Below are 25,185 nucleotides of genomic sequence, written 5' to 3'. Positions count from 1 at the left end.
ATCCTGGTTTTGCGACCCACAGCAACCAAAGGACACCCATGAGCCCCGTAGTTCCCTCGATGGCCGACCGTGACGGCAAGATCTGGATGGACGGCCAGATGGTCGATTGGCGCGACGCCAAGATCCACGTGCTGACCCACACCCTGCATTACGGCTGCGGCGCCTTCGAAGGCGTGCGCGCCTACAACACCGCCAATGGCACGGCGATCTTCCGCCTGGAAGAGCACACCGACCGCCTCTTCAACAGCGCCAAGATCCTGCGCATGAAGATCCCGTTCACCAAGGAAGAGGTGAATGAGGCCCAGAAAGCCGTGGTGCGCGAAAACAAGCTCGAATCCTGCTATCTGCGTCCATTGACCTGGATCGGCTCGCAAAAGCTGGGTGTTTCGCCCAAGGGCAACCAGATTCATCTGATGGTCGCTGCCTGGGCCTGGGGCGCCTATCTGGGCGAGGAAGGCCTCAAGCGCGGCATCCGCGTCAAGACCAGCAGCTACACCCGCCACCACGTCAACATCACCATGACGCAGGCCAAGGCGGTGAGCAACTACACCAACTCCATCCTCGCCAACATGGAAGCCACGGACGACGGCTACGACGAAGCCCTGCTGCTGGACAGCTCGGGTTTTGTGTCCGAAGGTGCGGGCGAAAACATCTTTGTGATCAAGAACGGCGTGATCTACACGCCCGACCTGTCGGCCGGTGCCCTGAACGGCATCACCCGCAACACCGTGTTCCACATCGCCAAGGACCTGGGCCTGGAGATCGTGCAAAAGCGCATCACGCGCGACGAGGTGTACATCGCCGATGAGGCCTTCTTCACCGGCACGGCCGCTGAAGTCACGCCCATCCGCGAACTCGACCGCATCGAGCTGGGCAGCGGATCGCGCGGCCCGATCACCGAAAAAATCCAAAGCGCCTTCTTCGACATCGTCGGTGGCCGCAATCCGAAATACGCCCACTGGCTGAGCAAGGTCTGAAGAACATGTCGCAAGCAACCGTTGAACTCCTGGCCAAAGACCTGAACGCCCAAGGCGGCGTTTTCTGTCCCAGCCCCAAGGCCGACATGAAGCTGTGGAACAGCCACCCCAAGGTGTACCTGGACGTGGCCCGCACGGGTGAAGCCAAGTGCCCTTACTGTGGCACGGTGTACCGCCTGAAGGCCGGTGAGCACGTACACGCTGGTCACTGATTGATGCCGGTTGCAGTCGGCGGCGCTACGCCGCCGCCCACGTTGACCGTGGCGGTGCTGACCCTCAACGAGGCGCACCGCATCGAAGCCTGCCTGCAAAGCGCTGCGTTTGCCGACCAGTTGCTGGTGGTGGACAGCGGTAGCACCGATGACACCGTGGCCATCGCCCAGCGCCTGGGCGCCGAAGTCCACAACTATCCCGACTGGAAAGGCTTTGCCGTGCAGCGCAACCGGCTGCTGGCCCATGCGCGGGGCGACTACATCTTCTTTCTGGACGCCGACGAGGTGATGACGCCGGCGTTCGCCCAGGAGCTGCAGGCCATCGTGCGCTCTGGCGCGCAGGCTGTGTGGACCATTCGCTGGCGCATGGTGGCGTATGGGCACGAGCTCAAGCACTTCCGCTCCCAGTCGCAGATCGAGCGCCTGTTCGTGCGCGCCATGGTCCGCGAGTTCACGGGTGTGGTGCACGAGCAGGCCGAACTGTTGCCGCTACCGGGCGGTGGCGCCGTGCCGCGCCGCCTGATCGAAGCGCGGCTGCTGCACTACTCGCGCACCACGGTGCGCGGCAGCCTGGAAAAGCTCACCCAGTACGCCATGCTCGGTGCCGCCAAGCGGGCGGCGGCAGGCAAGAAGGGCGGCGTGGTGCGGGGCCTGGCCTCGGGCACCAGCATGTTCCTGCGCCTGTATGTGTTTCGGCTGGGTTTTTTGTGTGGCGGGGCGGGTTTTCTGTATTGTCTGTTTGTGGCACTGGAGGCGTTCTTCCGGTACGCCGCCCTGGAGTACGACCACCAGCAACTGAGCGAGAGCGTGCGCCGTTGACCAAAGCTGACGAAATTTTTGTGCGCCTGTCGGGCGCGGCGGCCTTCATGGTGCCGGGTATGGCGCTGTGGGTGCGCTCGGGCTATTCCTGGGGGGCGGTGGTACTGCTGTTGTGCAGCCTGGGCACCGCCGGGGTGTGGCTGCGGCGTCGGCCGGGGCGCGATGCCTGGCTGCTTTTGGCCTCCATCGTGGCGATGGGCACGGTCTGGGCCCTCGACTTTGACCCGGCCCAGGGCAGCTGGTCCAACCTGGACCGGCCTGCCAAGTACCTGCTGGCGCTGCCGTGCCTGCTGTACGTGCTGGCCTATCCCCCGCGGGTGCGCTGGCTCTGGGCCGGTATCGCCGTCGGCGCCTGTGGCGCGGGGCTGATCGGTTTGTACCAGGCCATGGTGCTGCACCTGCCGCGCGCCAATGGTTTTACCAACGCCATCCAGTACGGCGGGCTCAGCCTGCTGCTGGGGCTGATGTGTTCGGTCGCGCTGCTGGTGCTGTGGGACCGCTGGAAGCCCTGGCAGCGTGCGGGCTGGGCGGTGGGCATTCTGCTGGGCCTGGAGGGATCGCTGCTGTCCGAGTCGCGCGGGGGCTGGGTGGTGCTGCCGCTGGCGTTGCTGCTGTGCGCCTGGCTGCAGGCCCGCTGTGGTCAGCGCAAGCTGGCCCTTGTGGGCGGCGTGTTGGTCGTGGCGGGCGCGGCCGGGCTGATGGCCTTCAAGGCCAACGAGGTGCGCCTGCGGGTGGACGAGGCGCGGCAGGAGATCACGCAGTACGAGTCGCGGGGCGACGCGGCCAGCTCGGTGGGCCAGCGCCTGGCGCACTGGGGCCTGGCCTGGCGCATGGGCCTGGACCGCCCCTGGACCGGCTGGGGCCGCTACGGCTACGAGGCCGAGAAGCAGCGGCGGGTGGCTGCCGGCGAGGCCCACCCGATTGTTTTGCAGTTCAGCCATGCCCACAACGAGGTGCTGGACATCTTTGCCAAGCGCGGCATCCCCGGCGTGGTGGTCTTGCTGTTTTTCTATGGTGTGCCCCTGGTGCTGTTCTGGCCCACGCGGCGGCGCGTGTTCCCGGGGAGTGCGAGCGTGCTGGATACCGAGGGCCTGTGCTTGCGCATGATCGGGGTGCTGCTGCCGGTGTCCTACATGGGCTTTGGCACGACCCAGGTGTTTTTGGGGCACAACAGCGGCACCATGTTCTACCTGTTCATGGGCATGCTGGTGCTGGCCATCCTGCAAGGCCGCGAGCGCCAGCGGCTGCAGGCGCCCGGGCAGGCCGCCGCTCTTTCCTGAAGGACCTCTGCCATGCACATCCTGCTGGTCAACAACTCCCCCATCCCGGTGTATGGCTACGGCGGCACCGAGCGCGTGATCTGGGACCTGGGCAAGACGCTGGTGCAGCAGGGCCACCGCGTGAGCTACCTGGTGCCCGAGGGCTCGACCTGCGACTTCGGCCAGGTGCTGCCCATCCGGCCTGACGAGGCCTGGGAGGGCCAGATCCCGGCCGACGTGGACATCACGCATTTCCAGTTCAACCCACGCTCCGAGCTGTCCAAGCCCTACCTGGTGACCGAACACGGCAACGCCCGCAAGCCCAAGCCGCTGCCCCGCAACACGGTGTTCCTGTCGCGCGACCATGCGGCGCGCTACGGCTCCAGCGAATTCGTCTACAACGGGCTGGACTGGGCGGGTTATGGCCCGGTGGACTTTGACCGCCCGCGCTCGCACTACCACTTCCTGGGCAAGGCGGCCTGGGGCGTGAAGAACGTGCGCGGCGCCATCAAGGTGGCCAAGATGGCCGGGGTGGAGCTGGACGTGCTGGGCGGCAACCGCATCAACTTCAAGCGCGGCTTTCGCTGGACGCTGTCGCGCAAGATCCACTTTCACGGCATGGTGGGCGGCACGCAGAAGACGGGCCTGCTCAACGCCTCGCGCGGGCTGATCTTTCCGGTGCGCTGGCACGAGCCGTTCGGGTTGGCCGTGATCGAGAGCCTGTACTTCGGCTGCCCCGTGTTTTCCACCCCCTACGGCGCCTTGCCCGAGCTGGTGCCCGTGCACTGCGGTGTGCTGTCCGACCAGGCCTCGGTGCTGGCCGAGGCGGTGCGGGGCAACCGCTTTGACCCGCGCGCCTGCCACCAGCATGTGGTGGAGCACTTTGGCGCCGAGCGCATGGCCCGCAACTACCTGCGCATGTACGAACGGGTGCTGGCGGGCGAAACCCTCAATGCCCAGCCGCCCGTGATCCAGGGCCCTGCGCGCGAACTGCCCTGGAGAGGCTGAGACGCCCCCCTGAGTCGCCTTCGGCGCCTTCCCCCCAGGGGACGCCACCCGTGGCCTGGCAAAGCCAGCTCCACGGTGGCACGGGTTTCACGGCGCGTTAGTTTTTAACGCCCTGCTCATATCGGGGAGGCTACTGCGCAGGTTCTGGGGCGTTTTTGGCCCCAAGCGCTAGTTCAATATGCCCCTGCTGCTATACAAATGATAGTTATTGACAGCCGATAGTGGAGTCGCCACGCGGCGCGGTGGCCTGCTGCCACTCCTGGGCCAACAACGCCACCAGCTGCGCCGCTGGCATAGGCCGCACCTGGGCCACCCCCTGGCCCGCCCACAGCGACAGGCAGTCGGCCTGGCCCGCCTGGGCGGCCGCGCGGCGCAGCGCGCCCGTCAGTGCGTTCTGCACAGGGTAGGGCGGCACGGTGGCCTCGTCGGCCTGCAGGGCTTGCATCATGCGGTTGACGATGCCGCGTGCTGGCCGGCCCGAGAAGATGCGGGTGGTGCGCGTGTCGGTGGCCTGGGCGCGTGCCAGGGCCTCGCGGTACGCCAGGCCAATCGCCGACTCGGGGCAGGTCAGGAAGGCCGTGCCCATCTGCACCGCCTGGGCGCCCAGCGCCAGCGCACCCGCAATGCCGCGCCCGTCCATGATGCCGCCCGCAGCGATAACCGGGATGGACAGGGCCTGCACGCACTGCGCCACCAGCGGCAGCGTACCCACCATGCTGGCCGCAAAGTCGGCCAGCGATGGTGCCGCTCCGGTGGCGCCGGGCTGTGTGGGCGTGAGGAACGTGCCCCGGTGCCCCCCGGCTTCCATGCCGGAGGCGCAGACAGCATCCGCGCCCACGCTGGCCCAGGCCTGCGCCTCGGCCAGCGTGGTGGCGGTGCCGATCACGTAGCTGCCTACGGCTTGTAGCCTGGCCACCTGCGCCGCCGTGAGGATGCCGAAGGTGAAGCTGGCCACGGCCGGGCGTGCGGCCACCAGGGCGTCGAACTGTGCCGCGAAGTCCTCACACCACTGTGCAGGCCGCTCGGGCACCAGGCCGAACTCCGCGTAGAACGGCGCCAGCCGCTGCAGCGCAGCTTGCACCGTGGCGTCGTCGGGTGTGGGCGTGGCCTGCACAAACAGGTTCATGCCAAAGGGCCGGTCGGTGCGGCGGCGCACTTCGGCGGCGGCCTCGGCCATGGCGACGGGCGAGCGCATGCCGCAGCCCAACATGCCCAGGCCGCCGGCCTCGGACACGGCGGCGGCCAGTGCGGGCGTGTCCGACCCGGTCATCGGGCCCTGGATGATGGGCAGCGCAAGGCCCAGGTGGGTGGTGAAGGCGGCGGGCATGGGGGCTCCTTGTGCGATCTGTGGGGGAGGGGTCAGGTCGATGCGGCGCGGCGGTGTGCTTCGCCGGAGGTCAGTGCGGTCCGCAGCGCGTCCAGCGCCGGCGACTGGTAGCTGCGCCGGTGCACCAGCACCGTGTCGCAGGTGGCCAGGGGCACCAGGCGCAGCGCAGGCGGCTCGCGCATCAGGTCGATCACGGCCTGGGGCACCACGCCCGCGCAGCGACCGGTGGCCACACAGGCCAGGATGGCGTGGTACGAGGCCAGCTCCAGCACGCGCGGCGGGCTGCCGTCCTTTTGCTGTATGAAGGCCTCGCCCATGCGGCGGTAGGTGCAGCCGGGGCTGAAGGCGGCCAAGGTGTCCAGCTGCAGGTCCTGGGGCGTGTGCACGGGCGGGTGGTCGGCAGGCAGGGCCAACAGCAGGGCCTCGGCAAACACGGCGGTGCGCTCCACCGGCGCGTCGGCGTCGATGCCCGGCGGCGGCCAGGCCACCAGTGCGCAGTCGATGGTGTGGGCCAGCACCTGCTCCACCAGCTGGCGCGAGGGGGCGGTGGACAGCTCCAGCACCAGCCCGGGCCACTGCGCATGCAGCCGGGCCAGCGGCTGCGGCAGGCGTGCGGCGGCCGTGCTTTCCATGGCGCCCAGGCGCAACCGGCCGCCGGGCTGGCCGGGGTGCACCGACTGGCGAGCCTCTTCGGCCAGCGCCAGCAGGCGGTCGGCATAGCCGCGCAGCGCCTCCCCGGCAGGCGTCAGCACCATGCGTTTGCCCTCGCGCAGGAACAGCGTGGCGCCCAGTTGCTCCTCCAGCTGCTGCACGCGCGTGGTCACGTTGGACTGCACGCGGCCCAGCCGTTCGGCCGCGCGGGTCACGCTGCCTTCCAGCGCGACGGCGCGGAATATTTCGAGCGCTGCCAGATCCATAAATATTCTTGTTGTGAGATGATTAATAGAAAATAAATCTCAAAACAGAATCATAGACTGGAAACCGCCTGCATGGAACCGCGCGTCGCCCCCCAAGACCGTCCCCTGGCTGTAGCACTGGCGGGCATGGCCGCACTGGCGGTGGCGATGGGCGTGGGCCGGTTTGCCTTCACCCCGCTGCTGCCCATGATGCTGCACGACGGCGTGGTCACGCTGGCCGGCGGCAGCTGGCTGGCCACAGCCAACTACCTCGGGTACCTGATCGGGGCGCTGGCCTGCATGGCGCTGCCCTGGGTGGCGCCCCGTGCGCGGCAGCGGTGGCATGCGGCGCGGCTGGCGCGCTGGGGGCTCGCGGCCACGGTGCTGCTCACCTTGGGCATGGCGCTGCCGCTGCCGGGCACCTGGCCCGCGCTGCGGTTTGCGGCCGGGGTTGCCAGTGCGCTGGTGTTCTTGAACGTCTCGGTGTGGTGCATGCTGCGGCTGGTGGCGCTAGGCCAGCCCGCGCTGGGTGGGTTGATCTTTTGTGGCCCGGGGCTGGGCATCGTGCTCACCGGCCTGTCGGCCAGTGCCATGGTGGCGCTGCAGTGGCCCGCTGCGGCGGGCTGGGCGGTGTTCGGACTGCTGAGTGTGGGGCTGTGCGCTGCCATCTGGCCCGTGCTGCGGGGTGTGGCGATGCCCGGGTTGGCCGCAGCCTCCGGCCCGGTGGTGGACGGCTCCACCCCCGGCCACGGGGTCTGGGCGCGCACGGGGCTCACGCTGGCCTATGGGCTCGCAGGGCTGGGCTACATCGTCACGGCCACCTTTTTGCCCGTGATTGCGCGCGCTGCCTTGCCTGCGGGGTCGCCTTGGCCCGACCTGTTCTGGCCGCTGTTTGGTGCTGGCGTGGCGCTGGGCGCGGCGTTATCCACCCGCACCCCGGCCGCGTGGGACCGGCGCTGGCTGCTGATGGGTGCCTACGTGGTGCAGGCCGGGGCTATCGCGCTCAGCCTGGTGTGGCCGGGGCCTGCGGGGTTTGCGCTGGGCAGCCTGCTGTTGGGCTTGCCGTTCACTGCCATCACCTTTTATGCCCTGCAGGAGGCGCGGCGCGTGTGGCCTGCGGCGGGCGACAGTTTTCCGGGGTTGCTCACGGCGGCCTACGGCATCGGTCAGATCGTGGGCCCGCCCATGGTGGCATGGATGCTGCACCACGCGGCCACGCAGGGGCAGGGCTTTGTCTACGGGCTGGCTGTGGCCGCCGCAGCGCTCGGTGTGGGTGCGGTGCTATATGCCGCCATGGCCTGGCGCTGGCCCCTGGCGCCCCGCCCGGCAGCGCGCTGAGCGCACGCGAATGCAGGCGCCAATCAGTGCGTGGATGGTGCCAGCGGCAGCGCCAGCACAAAGCACGCGCCGCTGTCGCCGTCAGCACGGTCCTGGCAGTGCACGGTGCCGTTGTGGCGGCCGGCAATCGACCGCACCAGCGCCAGCCCCAGGCCCACGCCGCCCGCGCGCTCGCTGGCGCCCGGCAGTCGGTAGAAGGGCTCGAAGATGCGCTCGCGCTGGCCGGGTGGTACACCCGGGCCGTGATCACACACATGCACCTCGGCGCGGCCCTGGCGGCGGTGCACCACCACGGTGATCTCGCCGGTGCTGTAGCGGCGTGCGTTTTCCAGCAGGTTGCGGATCGCCCGGCGCAGCAGCTTCGCCACGCCGCGCACCTCCAGCGAATCGGGGCTCGCGCTCACGTCCAGGTCGGCGTCCACGCGCGCACATTCCTCGGCGGCCAGGCCAATCAGGTCCACCAGTTCCACGGTGCCGACGTCGGCCTCGCGCGCGTCGAGCCGGCTGGCCAGGAGGATCTCGTCCACCAGCTGGTCCAGCTCGGCGATGTTGCGCAGGATTTCTTCGCGGAAGGCGGGGGAAGGCTGCTGGCCACCCATCAGCTCCAGCCCCATGCGGATACGGGTCAGGGGCGAGCGCAGCTCGTGCGAGGCATTGGCCAGCAGCGACTTGTGCGACTTGACCAGGGTTTCCACACGCTCTGCCGCTGCGTTGAACTGGCGCGCCAGGTCGGCCACCTCGTCCTGGCCCTGCTCGGGCACCCGCACCGACAGGTCGCCTTCGCCAAATTTCTTCACGCTGCGCTGCAAGGCCTCCAGCCGCTGCGTGAGGCGGCGGATGATGGGGTATACGCCCACCGCTACCGCCAGACCCACGATGCCCAGCAGCCACAAGAAGCCGAAGGGCGGGCGGGTCCAGAAAGCCGCCTCGTCCTGGCCGGGCCCCCCGGACCGGCCGCCGTTGCGGCCCATGCGGGGCTGGCGGGGCGCCATCTGCAGGGTGAAGATCTGGCCGTTTTCCGCCTCGATGTGGAATTCCACCACCTCGCCCGGCTCGGACGGCTGGCGCGTGGCCATGCCGCGCAGCACCAGGTTGCCCCCCGGGTCGCGCACCGCCATTTCGCGCGAAGGCGGCACAAACGGCTGGTTGTTCTGGGCCTTTTGTTCCTCGGCAATGCGCCAGGCCCAGCCCACGGTGAGCGTCAGCACTGCCATGCCGCCGACCACGGCGAGCCAGATGCGCAGATAAAGGCGGCGGGAAAAAGGGTTGGACAAGGACATGCGTGGGGCGACAGCGCAGGCAGCGGGGCCTGCGTCAGCGGTCAATCTTGCTGCTTGGCAAACACATAACCGACACCGCGCACCGTGAGGATGCGGCGCGGGTTCTTGGCGTCGGCCTCGATGGCCGCGCGGATGCGGCCCATGTGCACGTCGATGGAGCGGTCAAACGCCTCCAGCTCGCGGCCGCGCACGGCCTCCATGATCTGGTCGCGCGTGAGCACCCGGCCCGCGCGCTCGGCCAATGCCACCAGCAGGTCGAACTGGTAGGAGGTGAGGTCCGCCAGCTGCCCCGCCACGGTCACGGTGCGCGCGTCGCGGTCGATCTCCAGCGTGCCAAAGCGCAGCACCTGGGTGGCGGCGGCCGCGCCGCCACCATCCGTGCGCCGGCGCAGGATGGCGCGGATGCGGGCCAGCAGCTCGCGGGGCTCAAAGGGCTTGGGCAGGTAATCGTCAGCACCCAGCTCCAGTCCGATGATGCGGTCCATGGGGTCGCCCTTGGCGGTGAGCATGAGCACCGGCACCTGCGCCGCGTTGCCCTGCAGCGAGCGAATGCGGCGGCATACCTCCAGCCCATCCATGTCGGGCAGCATCAGGTCCAGGATCACCAGGTCGGGCAGCGGCCCGGCATCAGGGCCCTGCAGCTGCGCCAGGCCACTCTTGCCATCGGCACGGTGCGTGACCTGCAGGCCCGACTGGCCCAGATACTCGCCCACCATCTGCGCGAGGCGGGCGTCGTCTTCGATCATCAGCAGTTGGGAGCTCATGGGGGCAGTGTAGTAGCGAGGCTTTGAAACTGTCTTCATGGTCCGGCCCAGCCGTCTCCCCGTGTTGAAGCCCCCGTAAAGTTCCGGTAAACCGGGTGGCGAGAGGCTTCAGAAATTGCTATTGATTTGGTAGCTTTCTGGGCATATGAATCAGGCGCCACCGACCTTCTGGATGCGCGATGCCAGCCACACCAGCACCAGCACCGGCAGCCCCAGCAGTGCCGTGGAGGTGAAGAACTGGGCGTAGCCAAACGCATCCACATAGTCGCCCGAGAAGCCCGCCACGAACTTCGGCAGCAGCAGCATCATCGAGCTGAACAGCGCGTACTGCGTGGCCGAGTAGCTCACGTTGGTCAGGCTCGACAGGTAGGCGATGAACGCGGCCGAGGCAATGCCGCTGGCTAGGTTGTCGGCCGACACCACGGCAATCAGCGCCGTCACGTCGTGCCCGTGGCCCGCCAGCCAGGCAAACAGCAGGTTGCTGGCGGCGCTCAGGATGGCGCCCAGCATCAGGATGCGCATCACGCCAAAGCGCATGGACAACACGCCGCCCACGAAGGCGCCAGCGAGCGTCATGATCACACCGTAGATCTTGGTCACGGCGGCCACTTCGTCCTTGGTGTAGCCCATGTCCACGTAGAACGGGTTGGCCATGATGCCCATCACCACATCGCTGATGCGGTACACGGCAATCAGCGCCAGGATGAGCGCCGCATGCCAGCCGTAGCGGCGCAGGAAGTCGGCAAACGGGGCCACCAGTGCGCCCTGGATCCACTCGGCAGCGTTCTTGGCGGGGGGCAGCGCCACGGGCGCGGGCTCACGCGAAAACAACACGGTGACCACGCCCACGGCCATCGACGCCGCCATGGCCAGATAGGCCGCCTGCCAGGCGCCGTTCTGGTACGCCGCGGCACCCAGGGCCACGGCCTGGCCGGCCGCGGGCGCGACCTCGGAGCGCGCGGCAATCCACAGCACACCGGCTCCGGCCCAGATCATCGCGAGGCGGTAACCCGTCTGGTACGACGCCGCCAGCGCGGCCTGGTGGTTGGCGTCGGCCGATTCGATGCGGAAGGCATCGAGCGCAATGTCCTGCGTGGCCGAGCCAAACGCCACGGCCAGCGCGCACCACACGATGGGGCCCAGTGTGAGGCGCGGGTCGGCCAGCGCCATGCCGATGAGTCCCGCCACCACCACCAGCTGTGCCAGCAGCAGCCAGCTGCGCCGCCGCCCGAGCAGCCGCGTGAGCACCGGGATGGGCATGCGGTCCACCAGCGGCGCCCACACCCACTTGAAGCCGTAGGCCAGGCCCACCCAGCTCAGGTAGCCGATGGTGCTGCGGTCGATGCCCGCCTCGCGCAGGCGAAAGCTCAGTGTGCCCAGCACCAGCAGCAGCGGCAGCCCGGCCGAAAAACCCAGCGTCAGCATGCGCAGGCTGGCGGGCTCCAGGTACACGCGCAGGGTTTGCAGCCAGGGGGTACGCGGGGGCTTGTCCGGGGCGGTAGCGGGAGCGAGGCTGGGGGTGGAAGATGTGGAGGTGTCTGACATGGGCGAGCGGGGGTTTTGTCTATCATCGCCGACGCACCCTTGTAGCCATCCTGTCAGCCTCCATCTGCGCGGCAGGCTCTGGTGTGTTGTGTGCCAGCGCTGCTCATTATTCCTTCTGGGATTGCCTTGTATGTGTCTTCTCTGCCCCGCTCCTTCCGTCGCGCCGTCGTCCCCCTGGTCCGCACGCCGCGCGTTCCTGCTGGCAGCGGGCGCCGCTGCGGCCACGCCGGTGCTGGCGCAGGTGGACGTGGGTTCGGCATCCAGCCTGCGCAAGCTCGTGCCCGCCGAGACGCTGGAGCAGTCTGCCGCCCAGCAGTACCGCCAGATGCTGGAGCAGGCCCGCGCCAAGCGCGCGCTGGCGCCCGACAACCACCCCCAGCTGCAGCGCCTGCACGCCATCGCCAAGCGGCTGATCCCGTACGCCATGCCCTGGAACGACCGCGCCCGCCAGTGGCGGTGGGAGGTCAACCTGATCGGCAGCTCGCAGATCAATGCGTTTTGCATGCCCGGCGGCAAGATTGCGTTCTACACCGGCATCCTCGACCAGCTCAAGCTCACCGACGACGAGGCCGCGATGATCATGGGCCACGAGATGGCCCATGCGCTGCGTGAGCACGCACGCGAGCGCATTGCCAAGACGCAGGGCACTAACCTGGCGCTGCGACTGGGCTCGCAGCTGCTGGGGCTGGGCGACCTGGGGCAGGCGGCTGCGGGCCTGGGCGGGCAATTGCTCACGCTGCAGTTCAGCCGCTCGGACGAAAGCGAAGCCGACCTGGTGGGGCTGGAGCTGGCCGCGCGCGCGGGCTACCAGCCGTCGGCCGCCGTGAGCCTGTGGCAGAAGATGGGCAATGCCAGCGGCAGCAAACAAGGCGGGCTGGCGTTTTTGTCCACCCACCCATCGGGCCCCGCGCGCATTCGCGAGCTGGAGCAGAACGTGCCCAAGGTGCAAGGCCTGTACGAGGCCGCGCGCCGCAACGGTTGACCTGCGAGATTCCGCAGGCCCTCAGCCTCTAAGACTGAGCCGCCAGGGTGCTGCTGGCGGCGTCTTCCCCCGCGAGCTGCACCCGGTTGCGCCCCGCGTGTTTGGCGGCATACAGCGCCTGGTCTGCGCGGGCAATGGCGGCCTGCAGGTCGTCGGGCCCGTGCACCAGGGCCACGCCAAACGACAGCGTCAGGGCCAAGGGCTCGGGGCCGACGGGCAGCGGTGCCCGGGCGACAGCGGCACGGATGCGCTCGGCCGTGGCGCTGGCGGCGTCCAGCGGGCTGGCGGGCATCAGTGCCAGAAACTCTTCGCCACCCCAGCGCGCCAGCACATCGCCCTCGCGCAGGTTGTCGGCCAGCACCTGGCCCATGGCCACCAGCACCTGGTCGCCCACGGCGTGGCCGTACTGGTCGTTCACGCGCTTGAAGTGGTCCACATCGCACAGCAGCAGCGTCACTGGCACACCGCTGCGCCGGCTGCGCTCCAGCGCCTCGGTGGCCTGCGCGTCAAAGTGGCTGCGGTTGGCCAGGCCGGTCAGCGGGTCGCGCGTGGCCTGCTTGCGCAGGCGCGCCTCGGCAATGAGGATGGTGCGGCGGTAGAACGCCGACAGCGCTGCCGACATGGCAAACACCACGCAGATGTGCACCCAGTTCACGATCTTCACGCTGTGCGCGGGCAGCGGGTCCAGCGGCCCCACGGCGTCGCTCAGCATGTGCAGGCCCAGGTAGTAGGCCAGCAGGGCCAGCACCATGGGCGCGGCATAGCCGCGCGTGTTGGCGATCACGATGGCGGGGATGAACATCAGCAGGTAGTAGTGAAAGCCGCTCTCCCAGCCGATGAGCAGCGAGCCCAGGGCCGAGTGCCCGATCACCTCCAGCCAGATCAGGGGCAGTGCAGCGGTGTTGTAGCGCTTCTGGATGAGCCGGTAGGCGCCCAGGTACATGGCGATGCTCAGCACATTCACGGCCGCCAGCGGCATCGAGCCCAGCCACAGAAACAGCAGGATGTAGCCCGCGTCGATGGCAGCGGCCGTCAGCGCAACCCGCTGCACCATGGCCCAGTAGGCCTTGCCCGCGAGGCTGGAGCCGCGCTGGGGTTCAAGCGGGGGGCGCGGCGCGTTGGATGGGGTCATGGCACGGGGGCACGGGCGGCCTGCAGAGGTGGCAAACCGCTCCATCGTAGCCCCCGGCGGTGTCGGGGGTGCGGCGAACTGGCAGGTATCCCGGGGTCTGATCGCCGCTGGGCACCCGGCGGCGCGGAGCACGCGACCAGGGCCTGTGACGGCCTCCGGCAACCCATTTCAAGCCCAATCGGCTGGATGCGCTAGTGGAATATGCCTGGCATGCTATGAATAAGAGAGCATTGATGGTCTGTGCTCAGGTGCCGCCCACGTAGGGATTGCTTTGCCGTTCGCGCCCGAAGGTGCTCTCGGGCCCGTGGCCAGGAATGAACACCGTCTGGTTGCCCATGGGCCACAGCCGCTGCGTGATGCTGTCGATGAGCTGCTGGTGGTTGCCCTGGGGAAAGTCCGTGCGGCCAATGCTGCCCGCAAACAGCACGTCGCCCACAAACGCGCGGTCAATCTGCGGCGCGTGGAACACCACATGGCCGGGCGTGTGGCCGGGGCAGTGGCGCACGGCCAGCGTCTCGTTGCCGATCTGCACGGTGTCGCCGTCGTGCAGCCAGCGCGTGGGGGTGAAGTGCTGCGCGGGCGGAAAGCCGAACATGGCGCTTTGCTGCGGCAGCCCGTCGATCCAGAACTGGTCGCCCGGGTGGGGGCCCACGATGGGCAGCGACAGGCGCTGGGCCAGCTCGCCCGTGCCGCCGGCGTGGTCAATGTGCGCGTGGGTGAGCCAGATCTGGGACAGCGTCAGCCCGTGCTCTTCCACCGCGGCCAGCAAGGTGTCCAGGTCTCCGCCCGGGTCGATCACGGCGGCCTGCCGGGTGGCGTCGCACCAGACGATGGAGGCGTTCTGCTGGAAAGGAGTGACGGGGACGGTGAGGTAGCGGAGCATGGGATGGAGGCAGTAAACCCATCGCCCATCGCGCTGGGGCCGCTTTCTCCCAGGGGGCGATAGCGGGCTGGCGCGGCGACGGCAGGGCCGGAAGGCAACAGCCGCGAGTTTCGCACAGGGCCTGTGCAGCGCCCGCCGTCCCTTGGCGGCTGCTTGGGGCCTCAGTCTGCGTCCACAGGCCGGCCCAGCAGCCGGTTCACGGCGGTGCGCAGGCCCTCGAGCGACGTGGTGTTGAGCACGAACACCACAAAGCCCTCGATCTGGCTGCTCAGCAGCTCAAAGCGGATGTGCAGGAACACCACCAGGTGGTTCTGGATGCGGGTGCCCAGGATGGTGCGGCTGTCGCCCATGTCGAACCGTGGCGGGCTCAGTTCGAACTCGTGGCCCAGAAGGTCGGACAAGGCGGCGATGCAGGCGTTGAGCATCACGTTGCCCACCTCGGTCAGCGCATCCTGCTCGATGGCGTTCAGGTCTTCGCTGGGCACGTTCTGTCCGGCGACGATGCGCACGATCTCCAGGCTGCGGTGGCCTGGAAAGATCAGCAGGGCATCGCCATTGAGCACGCCGCGAAACGGCTGGCGCACGCCATACATGGGGTGGCCCTGGGTGCCCAGTTGCTGCGCCGCCTCGCTCACGGTGAACACGCTGACATGCGGCACCGACAGCAGCACCTCGTCGCGCAGCAGGCTGCCCATGGCGGCGGCGGCCTTGCCCACGCCGATGTTGAAGATCTCGCTCAGTGCATCGATCTGTTCGGCGTCTAGCTGGATGGGCATGTCAGGCTCCTGCGAGGGCGATGAGCTGTTGGGCGGCTTGGGCGGTGATGGGCTTGGCAATGAACACCATACCCGCTTCCTCGATGCGCTCCTGCACGGCGTTCTGCACATTGGCCGTGAGGATGGCAACGGGCACCCGGGGCAGCAACTGGCGCAACGCCAGTGCGGCATCCAGGCCGTTCATGCCGTGCATGTTGAAGTCCATGGAAACCAGGTCCACGGGGTTCTCGCGCGCCAGCTGCAAGGCTTCTTCGCCGCTGCTGGCGTGTACGATGGTCCAGTCGGGGTGGGCCTGTTGCACCAGGCCCTGCAGGATCAGGCGGGACATGCGGCTGTCATCCACAATCAAAAGGCGCAGGCTCATGGTTGTTGTGTCGTTGGTTAAGGTCAGAGTGCGGGGTGCGCCGCCTCGTGGGTCAGCACCCGGTTGCGGCCGGCGGCCTTGGCGCGGTAGAGCGCCGCGTCGGCATCGGCCATCAGCGGCTCGATGCCTGTGTGGTGGCGCTCGCTGGAAGCCATGCCGATGGAAATGGTGAACGTGACCGGGTGCCCTGCAGGCGACGCCAGGCCCAGCTGTGCGATGGCGCCCCGGATGCGCTCGGCCACCTGGCGTGCGCTGTCGGCGCTGGCATGGGGCAGCAGCGCGGCAAATTCCTCCCCGCCCAGGCGGCCGAGCAGGTCGGCCTCGCGCAGGGCCTGGCCGATGGCCTCGGCACAGGCGCGGATGGCGGTGTCGCCCATCTGGTGGCCGTACCGGTCGTTGATGCGCTTGAAGTGGTCGATGTCGATCATCAGCACGGTGCAAGGTTGTCCATGGCGGCGGCAGTGGTCGAACAGGGCGGTGCTGCGCTCCATGAAGGCCCGGCGGTTCAGCAGGCCGCTGAGCGCATCGCGCGTGGCCAGTTCGCGCAGCTGGGCCTCCAGGGCCTTGTGGGTGCTGATGTCAAAGCCCCACAGCAGGTGTGCCAGCTGGCCCTCGACGTCGATGAGGCGGGCCGACAGTGAACTCCAGCGCGGGGCATGGGTGCCGATCTGCGCCTCCATGGCATCGACCTGCCCGTACTGGTCCAGGGTCTGCATGAAGCGCTGGCGTGTGTCGGGGTCGTGCAGCAGGTCGGGCAGAAACAGGGTCTGAGGAGCGGTTTTGAGCCCCAGGCGCTCGGTCAGCCGGTGGTTGATGAAATGCACGCGACCGCTCTCGACTTCGGCCAGCAGCACGTCGCTGGGGCTGGTGTCCAGGATGAAGCCCAGCAGCGCGCGGCTTTCTTCGAGCTTGCGCGTGCGCCGGGCCACGCGGTCTTCCAGCTCCCGGTTGGTTTGCGCCAGCTGCCGCGATGCGGCTTTGGCGGCGCGTGCGTCCTGCACCAGCCGGGCAATCAGCAGCGTGGTGCCCACGAGCAGAGCGCTCAGCACCACGCTGAGCACGATGAAGCGCTGGTGCAACTGCTGGCGCGCCTGGTCTGTCTGCTGGGTGCTGAACAGGTGCACGGTGGCCACCGCCTGGCGCAGGCGCTCCAGCAGCGCGTCGGACTGGCGGGTGATGTCTTCGGCCACGCGCAGCGCCTGGGTGGGTGCGGCCGTCGCCTGCGTGCGCCGCGCCGCGGTGCTGCCGGGCTCGTTGGCGCTGCCGCTGGCCTGCGACGACCAGCGCTCCACCTGAGTGCGCAACCCGTCCAGGCCCTGTGCGGTGTCCGGCAGTGCCTCGCGCAGCTGGGTGCTCACGCGCGGTCCGCGACCGCTGGTGTCGAGGGTGCTGTACAGCACGTCCAGCCGGTCGACCAGGTCTTGCGCGCTGGCCTCCCGGGCCCGCAGCTGGCGCGCCAGCAGACTCACCCGCGCCAGTTCGTTGTGTACGCTGGCGATGTACCAGAGGTCGTTTTGCTGGTGGGGCTGCGCAAGGTCCTGGGCCTGGCGCAGCGTCCACCACAGGGCCGCAGAGGTGCCCAAAGCCATGGCCACCACCAGGGCCAGCAGCCGGTGGGTGGTACGTGTGTTGCTGGCGGCGGGCTGCTGCTTAGCGGATGGAGACAGCATGGACCTGCCAGATGGTGCGGTTGACGTAGTCCTGGCCCTGTTGCAGAGCGGGGTGGGCATCAAACGGGTAGATCAGGATCAGTGGCCCCTTGTCGCGGATGCCCATGCGCTGGCCGTCGCGCCGGTAGGCCAGCACGGGGTTGTAGCGAAGCAGGTCGCTCCAGGGGATCACGACGGCATAGTCGTTCAGGGCCATCAGCACGATGCGGCTGCGTTCGCCGCCCCCGAGCTGCTCCACCAGGTGGCGCAGCGGCACACCGGTCCAGCGGTGTGTACCCGCCATGCCCAGCGCGGGAGGCAGGGCGGTGGTGATGTCTAGCGCTGGCAGTCGCTCCAGGGCCTGCAGGTCGCAGGCCTGCGCCTGACCGTCGCCGGCAGGCTGCAGTTGCAGCACGCTGCGGCCCTGGGGGGCTGGGCACAGCGGGGCGGGGTGGGCCCACAGCGGCAGGCACAGGCTCAAAGGTCCGAGCAGGGCCACCAGGGTGGCGTCTGTGCGGGCCCGCAGGGCAGCCAGGAATCGGAACAACATCGTCACCACTTTCACATCCAGCCAGCGCCCCGGGGGCCTGGAATGGCTCCAGGTGCGGTAGCTGGCACGGCTTGACTATGCCCGTGAAAGCAGGAAAACCGACTGCCGTCCAACGGAAAATTGCCGCGAGATGGGTGGTTTTGACAATTGTTGACGGTTTTTGGGGGCTTGTGAGTGACTGCCGGGGCTGAAGGCTACAGGTTGGTCGCCGCCACCACTTCGCTCATGTCGGTCAGGCCCTGCAACACCTTTTCGATGCCGTCCTGGCGCAGGGTGAGCATGCCGGCGGTGAGCGCAGAGTGCCGGATGTCCGAAGCCGGGGCCCGGTGGCGGATGTGCTGGCGAATGGCTTCGTCACTCATCATCAGCTCGTGGATGCCCAGGCGACCGTGGTAGCCGTGGCCTTCGCATTTGGCGCACCCCACGGGGCGCCACATCCGCAGCTCGCCCTGGGCGCCGCCGTATTGCTGGCGCCAGCGTCCGATCTGCGCCTGGCGCGCCTCAGCGGTGTTATGTGTGCCACTCTCCAGGTACTGCGACGCCAGGCCCGCCAGCATGTCGTCGTCGGCCACACGCGGCTCGCGGCAGGCGGTGCACAGGCGCCGCACCAGGCGCTGCGCCAGGATGGCCAGCAGCGAGTCCGAGAAGTTGAACGGGTCGAGGCCAATTTCGAGCAGGCGCGCAATGCTCTCGGGCGCGGAGTTGGTGTGCAGGGTGGACAGCACCAGGTGCCCGGTGAGCGAGGCCTCGATGGCGATGCGTGCCGTCTCCTCGTCGCGCATCTCGCCGATCATGATCACGTCTGGATCAGCGCGCAAAAAGGTGCGCATGGCGGCGGCAAAGGTCCAGCCGATGCGTGGGTTCACCTGCACCTGGCGCAGGCCCTCCTGCGTGATCTCGATGGGGTCTTCGGCCGTCCAGATCTTGCGGCCTGCGGTGTTGATGTCGCGCACCACCGAGTGCAGCGTGGTCGTCTTGCCGCAGCCCGTGGGGCCACACACCAGCACCAGGCCATAACTTTTTTGCACCACCGCGCGCAGCGCCAGCAGGTTGGGCTGGCTCAGGCCGATGTTCTCCAGCGGCAGGGGCTTGGCGCCTGCCAGCAGGCGCAGCACCACGTCCTCCAGTCCGCGCGAGGTGGGCACCGTGACCACCCGCAGCTCCACCGGCGGGCCGCCAAAGCGGGCAAAGTCGATCTTGCCGTCCTGCGGTTTGCGGTGCTCCGAGATGTCCATGCTGGCCATGATCTTGATGCGTGCCACCATCGCAAAGCGGTAGCGCGCGGGCAGCTCCAGGTAAGGCACCAGGTCGCCATCGATGCGCAGGCGCACGCGCACGTTGTGCGGGGCGGGCTCGGTCTCAATGTGGATGTCCGACGCACGGTGGCTGATGGCTTCGTCAATCACCGAGTTGATGAGCCGCACCAGGGTGTTGTCCGACTCGCTGATCACGTCGGCCTGCTCGGTGTCTGCGTCTGGCGACGCAGTGGCCAGGTTGGTCAGCAACTCCTGCGAGGTGGCGCGTGCGCCGGCTGCCGCGCCGCCCGCGTCGGCAGGGCGGGTGCGGTAGGCCTTGTGGATGGCGGGCATCAGCGTGCCGGGCGCTGCGCGCAGCGGGATCAGCCGCCGCTGGGTCAGAAAGCGGATCTCGTCGATCAGCACGCGGTCCCAGGGGTCCGCCATCAGCAGCACCAGCGCGTCCTCGCGTGCGATCAGGGGCAGCACGGATTCGCGCTCGGCCACGGCACGGGGGATGAGTGCCAGGGCCGGCGCTTCGGGCGTGATGTCGCCGGGGTGCACGGTGTATTCACCCAGCCAGGTGGCAATCACGCTGCGCAACTGGTCCTGGGTGAGTGCCCCCCGGTCCACCAGAATCTGGCCGATGGGCCGCTGCACGCCATTGCCGCGCTCCTCCTGCTGCGCCTGCAGGCCCTCTGCCAGGTCCGGCGTGGACAGCAGCCCCGCGTGGACCAGCGCCTCGCCCAGGTGCCGGGCCTTGCCCACCGTGGGGTGGGGGGTGGAGATCTGACGCCACAGCGCCTCGGCGCTCTGGGGGCGGAAACTGTGGGCGGGAGGCGGGGCGGAGGTGCTGGCGTCGGTCATCGGGGCAGAGGGGCTGGGGCAGGGCTCAGAGGGTCAGTGCGTAGTCCACCGTAATAGGTGCGTGGTCCGAGAACTTTTCGCCCTTGTAGATATGTTCAGCACGCGCCAGCGCCGCGATCGCAGGGGTGGCCAGGTGGTAGTCCAGCCGCCAACCCACGTTGTTGGCATAGGCCTGGCCGCGGTTGCTCCACCAGGTGTAGGCGGTGTCGGTGGCGGTAGGTTGTAACTGACGGTAAACGTCTATGATGCCGCCGCCTTCATCAGTTGTGTGCAACAACTTTGTCATCCAGGCGCGTTCTTCGGGCAAAAAACCACTGTTCTTCTGGTTGCTGCGCCAGTTTTTGAGGTCGATTTGCTGGTGCGCAATGTTGATGTCGCCACACAGGATGAAGTCGCGCTCGGCCTTCAGGCGCATGAGGTGGGGGTGGAACTCCGCCAGAAAGCGGAATTTGGCCTGTTGCCGCTCTTCGCCCGACGAGCCGCTGGGAAAGTACGCACTGATGATCGACAGCTTGCGGGCGGGCGTATCAAAACGCAGCTCGACGTATCGGCCTTCTGCATCGAACTCGGTCGATCCATAGCCAATGACTACATCCGACGGCACGTGCCGCGTGTAGATGCCGACGCCCGAATAGCCTTTTTTCTGGGCAAAGTGGAAGTGCCCTTGCAGGTCGGCCAGGCGCTCGAAGCGGTTGGCCATGTCGGCGGCCTGGGCCTTCACTTCCTGCACACAAATACAATCCGGCCGCGTGGCTGCCATCCAGCTTTCCACGCCTTTGCTGGTGGCCGAGCGGATGCCATTGAGATTGAGGCTGGTTAACTTGAACAAGGATTTCCCCATGGTGGATGTTGGCGTGCAAACCCCCGAACAGGGCCAGCTGGCGCAGGATTTCGTCCGTTTTGCCGTCGAGTCGGGCGTGCTGCGGTTTGGCGAATTCAAGACCAAGGCCGGGCGCCTGAGCCCCTATTTTTTCAACGCCGGACTGTTTGACGACGGCCGCAAGATCGGCCGGCTCGCGGAATTCTATGCAAAAGCCCTGCTGGCCAGCGGCATCGAATTCGACATGGTGTTTGGCCCCGCGTACAAGGGCATTCCGCTGGCTGCCACCGTGGCGGTGGAGTTGGCGCGCCTGGGCCGCAACGTGCCCTTTGCCTACAACCGCAAGGAGGCCAAGGACCACGGCGAGGGTGGGACCCTGGTGGGAGCGCCTCTCAAGGGCCGGGTGCTCATCGTGGACGATGTGATGTCGGCCGGCACGGCCGCCCGCGAGTCCATCGCCATCATCCGCGCCGCCGGCGCCACGCCCCACGCAGTGGCCATTGCGCTGGACCGCCAGGAGAAAGCCACCGAGAATGGCCAGGATGTGGACCACAGCGCCGTGCAGTACGTGCGCAACCAACTGGGCATGCAGGTGTGTGCCATTTCACGGCTGGCAGACTTATTGCTCTTTCTTGAGAAAAATGGGGAAGAGGGGATGCGTTCCCACCACGAAAAGGTGCTGGCCTACCGCCAGCGTTACGGCGTCAACGAGGGGTAGATGGTTTGAGCAAATCGGCGTGGATCATGGGCGGGGTTCTGTTGGCCACCCTGGGCGCTGATTGGGCGCGGGCGCAAGCCCCCGGGACATCCGGCGGCATCTACACCTGCGTGGACCGCAATGGCCGGCGTCTGACGGCCGACCGTCCGATCGCCGAATGCCTCGACCGCGAGCAGCGGGAACTCGGGCCCTCGGGCATCGTGCGGCGGCAAATTGGCCCCTCGCTGACCGAGCAGGAACGCGCCGCGCAAGAGGCGCAGCGCCGCAAGGAGGCCGAAGCCCGTGCCCGCGAGCTGGAAGAACGCCGCCGCGAGCGCGCGCTGACGGCCCGCTATCCCGACAAGGCCACGCACGATGTGGAGCGCGCTGCGGCCATTCAGCTCGTCGATGACGTGACCGCCACCGCCGAAAAGCGCCTGGTCGAACTGGCCCAGCAGCGCAAAGCCTTCGATGTGGAGATGGAGTTCTACAAGAAGGACCCCAACAAAGCCCCCATGGCGCTGCGCCGCAAGATTGCCGAGAACGAAGACAGCATTGCCGAGCAGCAGCGCTTCATTGCCGGGCAGGACCAGGAAAAGCGCCGCGTGCACCAGCGCTTTGACGTGGAGCTGGCCCAGCTGCGCAAGCTGTGGGATGCGCAGCGCATGCCGCTGCCGGGCACAACGCCTGCCAGCGACGCCTCCGCTCCAGCCGCCACGCGGTGAGGGCCGCGCGGGCGGGGCGCAATTCCCTTGCCCTTGGCCTACGACGTCCACCACCCCATTTGAGACGATCTAAACAACAAAGGGCCTCGCGGCCCTTTGTTGTTGGTGTTGTTGCCAGTCGGCTTGCGCGTCAGCCCGCCAGCTTGGCGCGCAACAGTTCGTTGACCTGCGTCGGATTGGCCTTGCCCTTGCTGGCCTTCATGATCTGGCCGACCAGCGCGTTGAAGGCCTTGTCCTTGCCCGCACGGAACTGCGCCACGTTGTCGGGGTTGGCCGCAATCACCTCGTCGATGATCTTCTCCAGCGCGCCGGAGTCGTTCATCTGCTTGAGGCCCTTGGATTCGATGACGGCATCCACTTCGGTCGACTCTCCGGTCCACAGCGCATCAAACACCTGCTTGGCGGCGTTGTTGGAGATCGTGCCGTCGGCAATGCGGCCGATCAATGCGGCCAGCTGCGCTGCAGTCACAGGAGCTTGCTCGATACCGGTCTCCGCCATATTCAGGCGGCGCGACACCTCTCCCATGATCCAGTTACTGGCCAGCTTGGGCTGGCTGCAGGCTTTGGCGGCTGCTTCAAAGTATGCCGCCATGGCTTTGCTCTGCGTGAGCGTGGTGGCGTCGTACTCGGGCAGGGCATAGTCCGCCACAAAACGTGCGGCCATGGTACGAGGCAATTCGGCCATTTGCGCACGTTCATCCTGCACCCACTGCTCTGAAATGTGTAGCGGAGGCAGGTCGGGGTCCGGAAAGTAGCGGTAGTCCGCCGCGTCTTCCTTGGTGCGCATCGCGCGCGTTTCGCCCGTGTCGGGGTCGAACAGCACAGTGGCCTGCTGGATCGTGTGGCCGTCTTCGATCTGCTCGATCTGCCAGCGGATTTCGTAGTCGATGGCCTGCTGCATGAACTTGAACGAGTTCAGGTTCTTGATCTCGCGGCGCGTGCCCAGCGGCTGGCCGGGCTTGCGCACGGACACGTTGGCATCGCAGCGGAAGCTGCCCTCCTGCATGTTGCCGTCGCAGATGCCGATCCAGGTGACGATCTTGTGCAGCTCCTTGGCATACGCGACGGCCTCTTCGGACGAGCGCATGTCGGGTTCGGTCACGATCTCCAGGAGCGGCGTGCCCGCGCGGTTCAGGTCGATACCACTCTGGCCGATGAAGTCTTCATGCAGCGATTTGCCGGCGTCTTCTTCGAGGTGGGCGCGCACCAGTCGCACGGTCTTCTTCTCGTCGCCCAGAAAGAACTCGACCTCGCCGCCCTGCACCACCGGGATCTCGAACTGGCTGATCTGGTAACCCTTGGGCAGATCGGGGTAGAAGTAGTTCTTGCGCGCGAAAATGCTCACGGGCGCAATGTGGGAGCCGAGGGCCAGTCCCAATTTGATAGCGCAGGCCACGGCTTCGCGGTTCATCACCGGCAAGGTGCCGGGCAGGGCCAGGTCCACTGCGCAAGCTTGCGTGTTGGGCTCGGCGCCAAAGGCGGTGGGAGCACGGCTGAAGATCTTGCTCTGGGTTGCGAGCTGGGTGTGGGTTTCGAAGCCGATGACGACTTCGTAGCCATGGATCAGTTTGGCGGTCATGTCAGAAGCCCTCCGGACGGCGGAGGTGGAAGTCGGTGGCTTGCTGCAGGCGGTGCGCAGCGTTCAGAAGGCGGGCTTCCTGGAAGTAGTTGCCCAGCAGCTGCAGGCCGACGGGCATGCCGCCCTCGCCAAAACCGGCGGGCACGCTCATGCCGGGCAGGCCGGCCAGCGAGCCGGGCAGGGTGAAGATGTCGGCTAGGTAGTCTGCCAGCGGGTCGTTGCCGTGGTCGCCCAGCTTCCAGGCCACCGTGGGGGCCACGGGGCCGGCGATGACGTCACAGCTCTTGAACGCGTTCTGGAAGTCGTCGGCGATCATGCGGCGGATCTTCTGCGCCTGCAGGTAGTAGGCGTCGTAGTAGCCATGGCTCAGCACATAGGCACCGATCATGATGCGGCGCTTGACCTCGTCGCCAAAACCTTCGGCGCGAGTCTTCTTGTACATGTCCACCAGGTCGGTGTAGTCCTTGGCGCGGTGGCCAAACTTCACGCCGTCAAAGCGGGAGAGGTTGGACGACGCCTCGGCCGGAGCAATGATGTAGTAGACCGGAATGGACAGCTGCGTGCGCGGCAGGCTGATGGGCACGAGCTTGGCGCCGAGCTTCTCGTATTCCTTCAGGGCACCATCTACGGCGGCGCGCACATCGGGCGCCAGGCCTTCGCCAAAGAACTCGGCCGGGACGCCGATGCGCAGGCCATCGATGCTGTCGTTGAGCTTGGCGCTGAAGTTCTCTGCGGGCACGTCCAGGCTGGTGGAGTCGCGGTCCGGGTCCGGGCCGCACATGGCGGACAGCAACAGCGCGCAGTCTTCGGCCGAGCGGGCCATGGGGCCGGCCTGGTCGAGGCTGGAGGCAAACGCGATCATCCCGTAACGACTGGCGCGGCCATAGGTGGGCTTGATGCCGGTGATGCCACAGAACGACGCGGGCTGGCGGATGGAGCCGCCGGTGTCGGTGCCGGTGACGGCCGGGGCCAGGCGCGCGGCCACGGCCACGGCGCTGCCGCCGGACGAGCCGCCGGGGATACGGTCTGTGGCCCAGGGGTTGCGCACCGGGGCGGGGGCGTCAAAGCCCATGGGGGCGACGGCGGAGTTCTCGTTGGCCGAGCCCATGGCGAACTCGTCGCAGTTGAGCTTGCCCAGCGTCACGGCGCCAGAGTCGGCCAGCTTGGTGACCACGGTGGCATCAAAGGGCGACTGGTAACCCGCGAGCATCTTCGAGCCTGCGGTGCTGGGGAAACCTTTGGTGACAAAGATGTCCTTGTGCGCGATTGGCACGCCCGCCAGCGGGCCGGCGGTGCCTGCGGCAATGGCGGCGTCCTGGGCGCGGGCCTGGGCCAGGGTGATGTCCGGGTTCACGGCCACGTAGGCGCCCAGGTTCTGGTGGGCCTGCGCGCGGGCGAGGAAATGCTGGGCGGCCTCGACGGCCGAGACGCGGCGCTCGCGCAGCTCGGTGGCCAGCTGGGCCACGCCCAGGTCATGCAATGCGGTGGAAGTCATGCGGCG

Annotated in this window: 24 protein-coding genes; 9 read left to right on the top strand and 15 right to left on the bottom strand. The window is 67.8% G+C overall.

Features of this window, described 5'->3' with window-relative positions; genetic code table 11:
* Window positions 1–38 precede the first annotated feature (38 nt).
* Genes CLU87_RS19660 through CLU87_RS19640 form a run of 5 tightly spaced genes read left to right on the top strand, consistent with a single transcriptional unit; the run spans window position 39 to window position 4,275 of the window.
* On the top strand, window positions 39–977 hold the full coding sequence (locus CLU87_RS19660) for a branched-chain amino acid transaminase (protein ID WP_056057294.1): 939 nt from the start codon (window positions 39–41) through the stop codon (window positions 975–977).
* Window positions 978–982: 5 nt separating this feature from the next.
* Window positions 983–1,189, top strand: a complete 207-nt coding sequence (locus CLU87_RS19655) for a zinc-finger domain-containing protein (protein ID WP_056057299.1) — start codon at window positions 983–985, stop codon at window positions 1,187–1,189.
* Between the two features lie 3 nt (window positions 1,190–1,192).
* On the top strand, window positions 1,193–2,008 hold the full coding sequence (locus CLU87_RS19650; RefSeq protein ID WP_099731517.1) for a glycosyltransferase family 2 protein: 816 nt from the start codon (window positions 1,193–1,195) through the stop codon (window positions 2,006–2,008).
* The gene (locus CLU87_RS19645; protein WP_099731516.1) at window positions 2,005–3,288 is read left to right on the top strand and encodes an O-antigen ligase; all 1,284 of its coding nucleotides are present in this window, start codon (window positions 2,005–2,007) and stop codon (window positions 3,286–3,288) included. The genes CLU87_RS19650 and CLU87_RS19645 overlap by 4 nt, the downstream gene beginning before the upstream one ends.
* 12 nt (window positions 3,289–3,300) lie before the next feature.
* The gene (locus tag CLU87_RS19640; protein WP_099731515.1) at window positions 3,301–4,275 is read left to right on the top strand and encodes a glycosyltransferase; all 975 of its coding nucleotides are present in this window, start codon (window positions 3,301–3,303) and stop codon (window positions 4,273–4,275) included.
* 205 nt (window positions 4,276–4,480) lie between these two features.
* Here CLU87_RS19640 and CLU87_RS19635 read toward each other — a convergent pair whose 3' ends face one another.
* Together CLU87_RS19635 and CLU87_RS19630 are read right to left on the bottom strand one after the other, a co-directional pair.
* Complete coding sequence (locus tag CLU87_RS19635; RefSeq protein ID WP_099731514.1) at window positions 4,481–5,602, bottom strand: nitronate monooxygenase family protein; 1,122 nt, start codon at window positions 5,600–5,602, stop codon at window positions 4,481–4,483.
* A 32-nt stretch (window positions 5,603–5,634) separates the two neighbouring features.
* Window positions 5,635–6,519 (bottom strand): LysR substrate-binding domain-containing protein, encoded by an 885-nt coding sequence (locus tag CLU87_RS19630; protein WP_099731513.1) that lies wholly within the window; start codon window positions 6,517–6,519, stop codon window positions 5,635–5,637.
* Between the two features lie 72 nt (window positions 6,520–6,591).
* On the opposite strand from CLU87_RS19630, the gene CLU87_RS19625 reads away from it, so the two are divergent.
* Window positions 6,592–7,836 carry a YbfB/YjiJ family MFS transporter gene (locus CLU87_RS19625; protein ID WP_099731512.1) on the top strand — a complete coding sequence of 415 codons (1,245 nt, stop codon included), beginning with the start codon at window positions 6,592–6,594 and terminating at the stop codon, window positions 7,834–7,836.
* 23 nt (window positions 7,837–7,859) lie between these two features.
* On the opposite strand, the gene CLU87_RS19620 is transcribed toward CLU87_RS19625, so the two are convergent.
* The 3 genes from CLU87_RS19620 to CLU87_RS19610 all read right to left on the bottom strand — a co-directional run bounded on the left by CLU87_RS19620 (window position 7,860) and on the right by CLU87_RS19610 (window position 11,425).
* Window positions 7,860–9,116, bottom strand: a complete 1,257-nt coding sequence (locus CLU87_RS19620) for an ATP-binding protein (RefSeq protein WP_099731511.1) — start codon at window positions 9,114–9,116, stop codon at window positions 7,860–7,862.
* A gap of 41 nt (window positions 9,117–9,157) precedes the next feature.
* Window positions 9,158–9,880, bottom strand: a complete 723-nt coding sequence (locus tag CLU87_RS19615) for a response regulator (RefSeq protein WP_056057318.1) — start codon at window positions 9,878–9,880, stop codon at window positions 9,158–9,160.
* 150 nt (window positions 9,881–10,030) lie between these two features.
* Complete coding sequence (locus tag CLU87_RS19610) at window positions 10,031–11,425, bottom strand: AmpG family muropeptide MFS transporter (RefSeq protein WP_056057321.1); 1,395 nt, start codon at window positions 11,423–11,425, stop codon at window positions 10,031–10,033.
* A 130-nt stretch (window positions 11,426–11,555) separates the two neighbouring features.
* Here CLU87_RS19610 and CLU87_RS19605 point away from each other — a divergent pair, with 130 nt between their 5' ends.
* Complete coding sequence (locus CLU87_RS19605; RefSeq protein ID WP_099731510.1) at window positions 11,556–12,407, top strand: M48 family metallopeptidase; 852 nt, start codon at window positions 11,556–11,558, stop codon at window positions 12,405–12,407.
* A gap of 28 nt (window positions 12,408–12,435) precedes the next feature.
* Here CLU87_RS19605 and CLU87_RS19600 read toward each other — a convergent pair whose 3' ends face one another.
* From CLU87_RS19600 to CLU87_RS19565, 8 genes are all read right to left on the bottom strand, one after another.
* A complete protein-coding gene (locus tag CLU87_RS19600; RefSeq protein ID WP_099731509.1) occupies window positions 12,436–13,539 on the bottom strand; it encodes a GGDEF domain-containing protein in 1,104 nt (367 codons plus the stop codon).
* Window positions 13,540–13,783: 244 nt separating this feature from the next.
* Window positions 13,784–14,422, bottom strand: a complete 639-nt coding sequence (locus CLU87_RS19595) for an MBL fold metallo-hydrolase (RefSeq protein WP_056057330.1) — start codon at window positions 14,420–14,422, stop codon at window positions 13,784–13,786.
* Between the two features lie 161 nt (window positions 14,423–14,583).
* Window positions 14,584–15,198: a chemotaxis protein CheC gene (locus CLU87_RS19590; RefSeq protein WP_099731508.1), complete on the bottom strand. Its 615-nt coding sequence runs from the start codon at window positions 15,196–15,198 to the stop codon at window positions 14,584–14,586.
* A gap of 1 nt (window position 15,199) precedes the next feature.
* Window positions 15,200–15,562, bottom strand: a complete 363-nt coding sequence (locus CLU87_RS19585) for a response regulator (protein ID WP_233193823.1) — start codon at window positions 15,560–15,562, stop codon at window positions 15,200–15,202.
* A 23-nt stretch (window positions 15,563–15,585) separates the two neighbouring features.
* Window positions 15,586–17,232: a diguanylate cyclase gene (locus tag CLU87_RS19580; protein ID WP_056057438.1), complete on the bottom strand. Its 1,647-nt coding sequence runs from the start codon at window positions 17,230–17,232 to the stop codon at window positions 15,586–15,588.
* A complete protein-coding gene (locus tag CLU87_RS19575; RefSeq protein WP_143227300.1) occupies window positions 17,213–17,761 on the bottom strand; it encodes a molybdopterin-dependent oxidoreductase in 549 nt (182 codons plus the stop codon). Before CLU87_RS19575 ends, CLU87_RS19580 begins: the two co-directional genes overlap by 20 nt.
* Before the next feature lie 194 nt (window positions 17,762–17,955).
* Window positions 17,956–19,863 carry a GspE/PulE family protein gene (locus CLU87_RS19570; protein ID WP_056057444.1) on the bottom strand — a complete coding sequence of 636 codons (1,908 nt, stop codon included), beginning with the start codon at window positions 19,861–19,863 and terminating at the stop codon, window positions 17,956–17,958.
* A gap of 25 nt (window positions 19,864–19,888) precedes the next feature.
* On the bottom strand, window positions 19,889–20,692 hold the full coding sequence (locus tag CLU87_RS19565; RefSeq protein WP_056057754.1) for an exodeoxyribonuclease III: 804 nt from the start codon (window positions 20,690–20,692) through the stop codon (window positions 19,889–19,891).
* Between the two features lie 10 nt (window positions 20,693–20,702).
* On the opposite strand from CLU87_RS19565, the gene pyrE reads away from it, so the two are divergent.
* Window positions 20,703–21,401 carry an orotate phosphoribosyltransferase gene (gene pyrE, locus CLU87_RS19560; protein WP_056057447.1) on the top strand — a complete coding sequence of 233 codons (699 nt, stop codon included), beginning with the start codon at window positions 20,703–20,705 and terminating at the stop codon, window positions 21,399–21,401.
* Between the two features lie 26 nt (window positions 21,402–21,427).
* Window positions 21,428–22,105, top strand: coding sequence for a DUF4124 domain-containing protein (locus CLU87_RS19555; protein ID WP_056057449.1), 678 nt, complete (start codon window positions 21,428–21,430; stop codon window positions 22,103–22,105).
* Between the two features lie 130 nt (window positions 22,106–22,235).
* Here the strand turns inward: CLU87_RS19555 and gatB are convergent, their stop codons facing one another.
* Together gatB and gatA are read right to left on the bottom strand one after the other, a co-directional pair.
* On the bottom strand, window positions 22,236–23,684 hold the full coding sequence (gatB, locus tag CLU87_RS19550) for an Asp-tRNA(Asn)/Glu-tRNA(Gln) amidotransferase subunit GatB (protein ID WP_099731505.1): 1,449 nt from the start codon (window positions 23,682–23,684) through the stop codon (window positions 22,236–22,238).
* A gap of 1 nt (window position 23,685) precedes the next feature.
* Window positions 23,686–25,179: an Asp-tRNA(Asn)/Glu-tRNA(Gln) amidotransferase subunit GatA gene (gatA, locus tag CLU87_RS19545; protein ID WP_099731504.1), complete on the bottom strand. Its 1,494-nt coding sequence runs from the start codon at window positions 25,177–25,179 to the stop codon at window positions 23,686–23,688.
* Between the last annotated feature and the right edge of the window lie 6 nt (window positions 25,180–25,185).

This window comes from Acidovorax sp. 59, from assembly GCF_002754175.1.
Lineage (GTDB): Bacteria > Pseudomonadota > Gammaproteobacteria > Burkholderiales > Burkholderiaceae_C > Acidovorax > Acidovorax delafieldii.
This window is presented reverse-complemented; position numbering and strand designations above follow the sequence as displayed.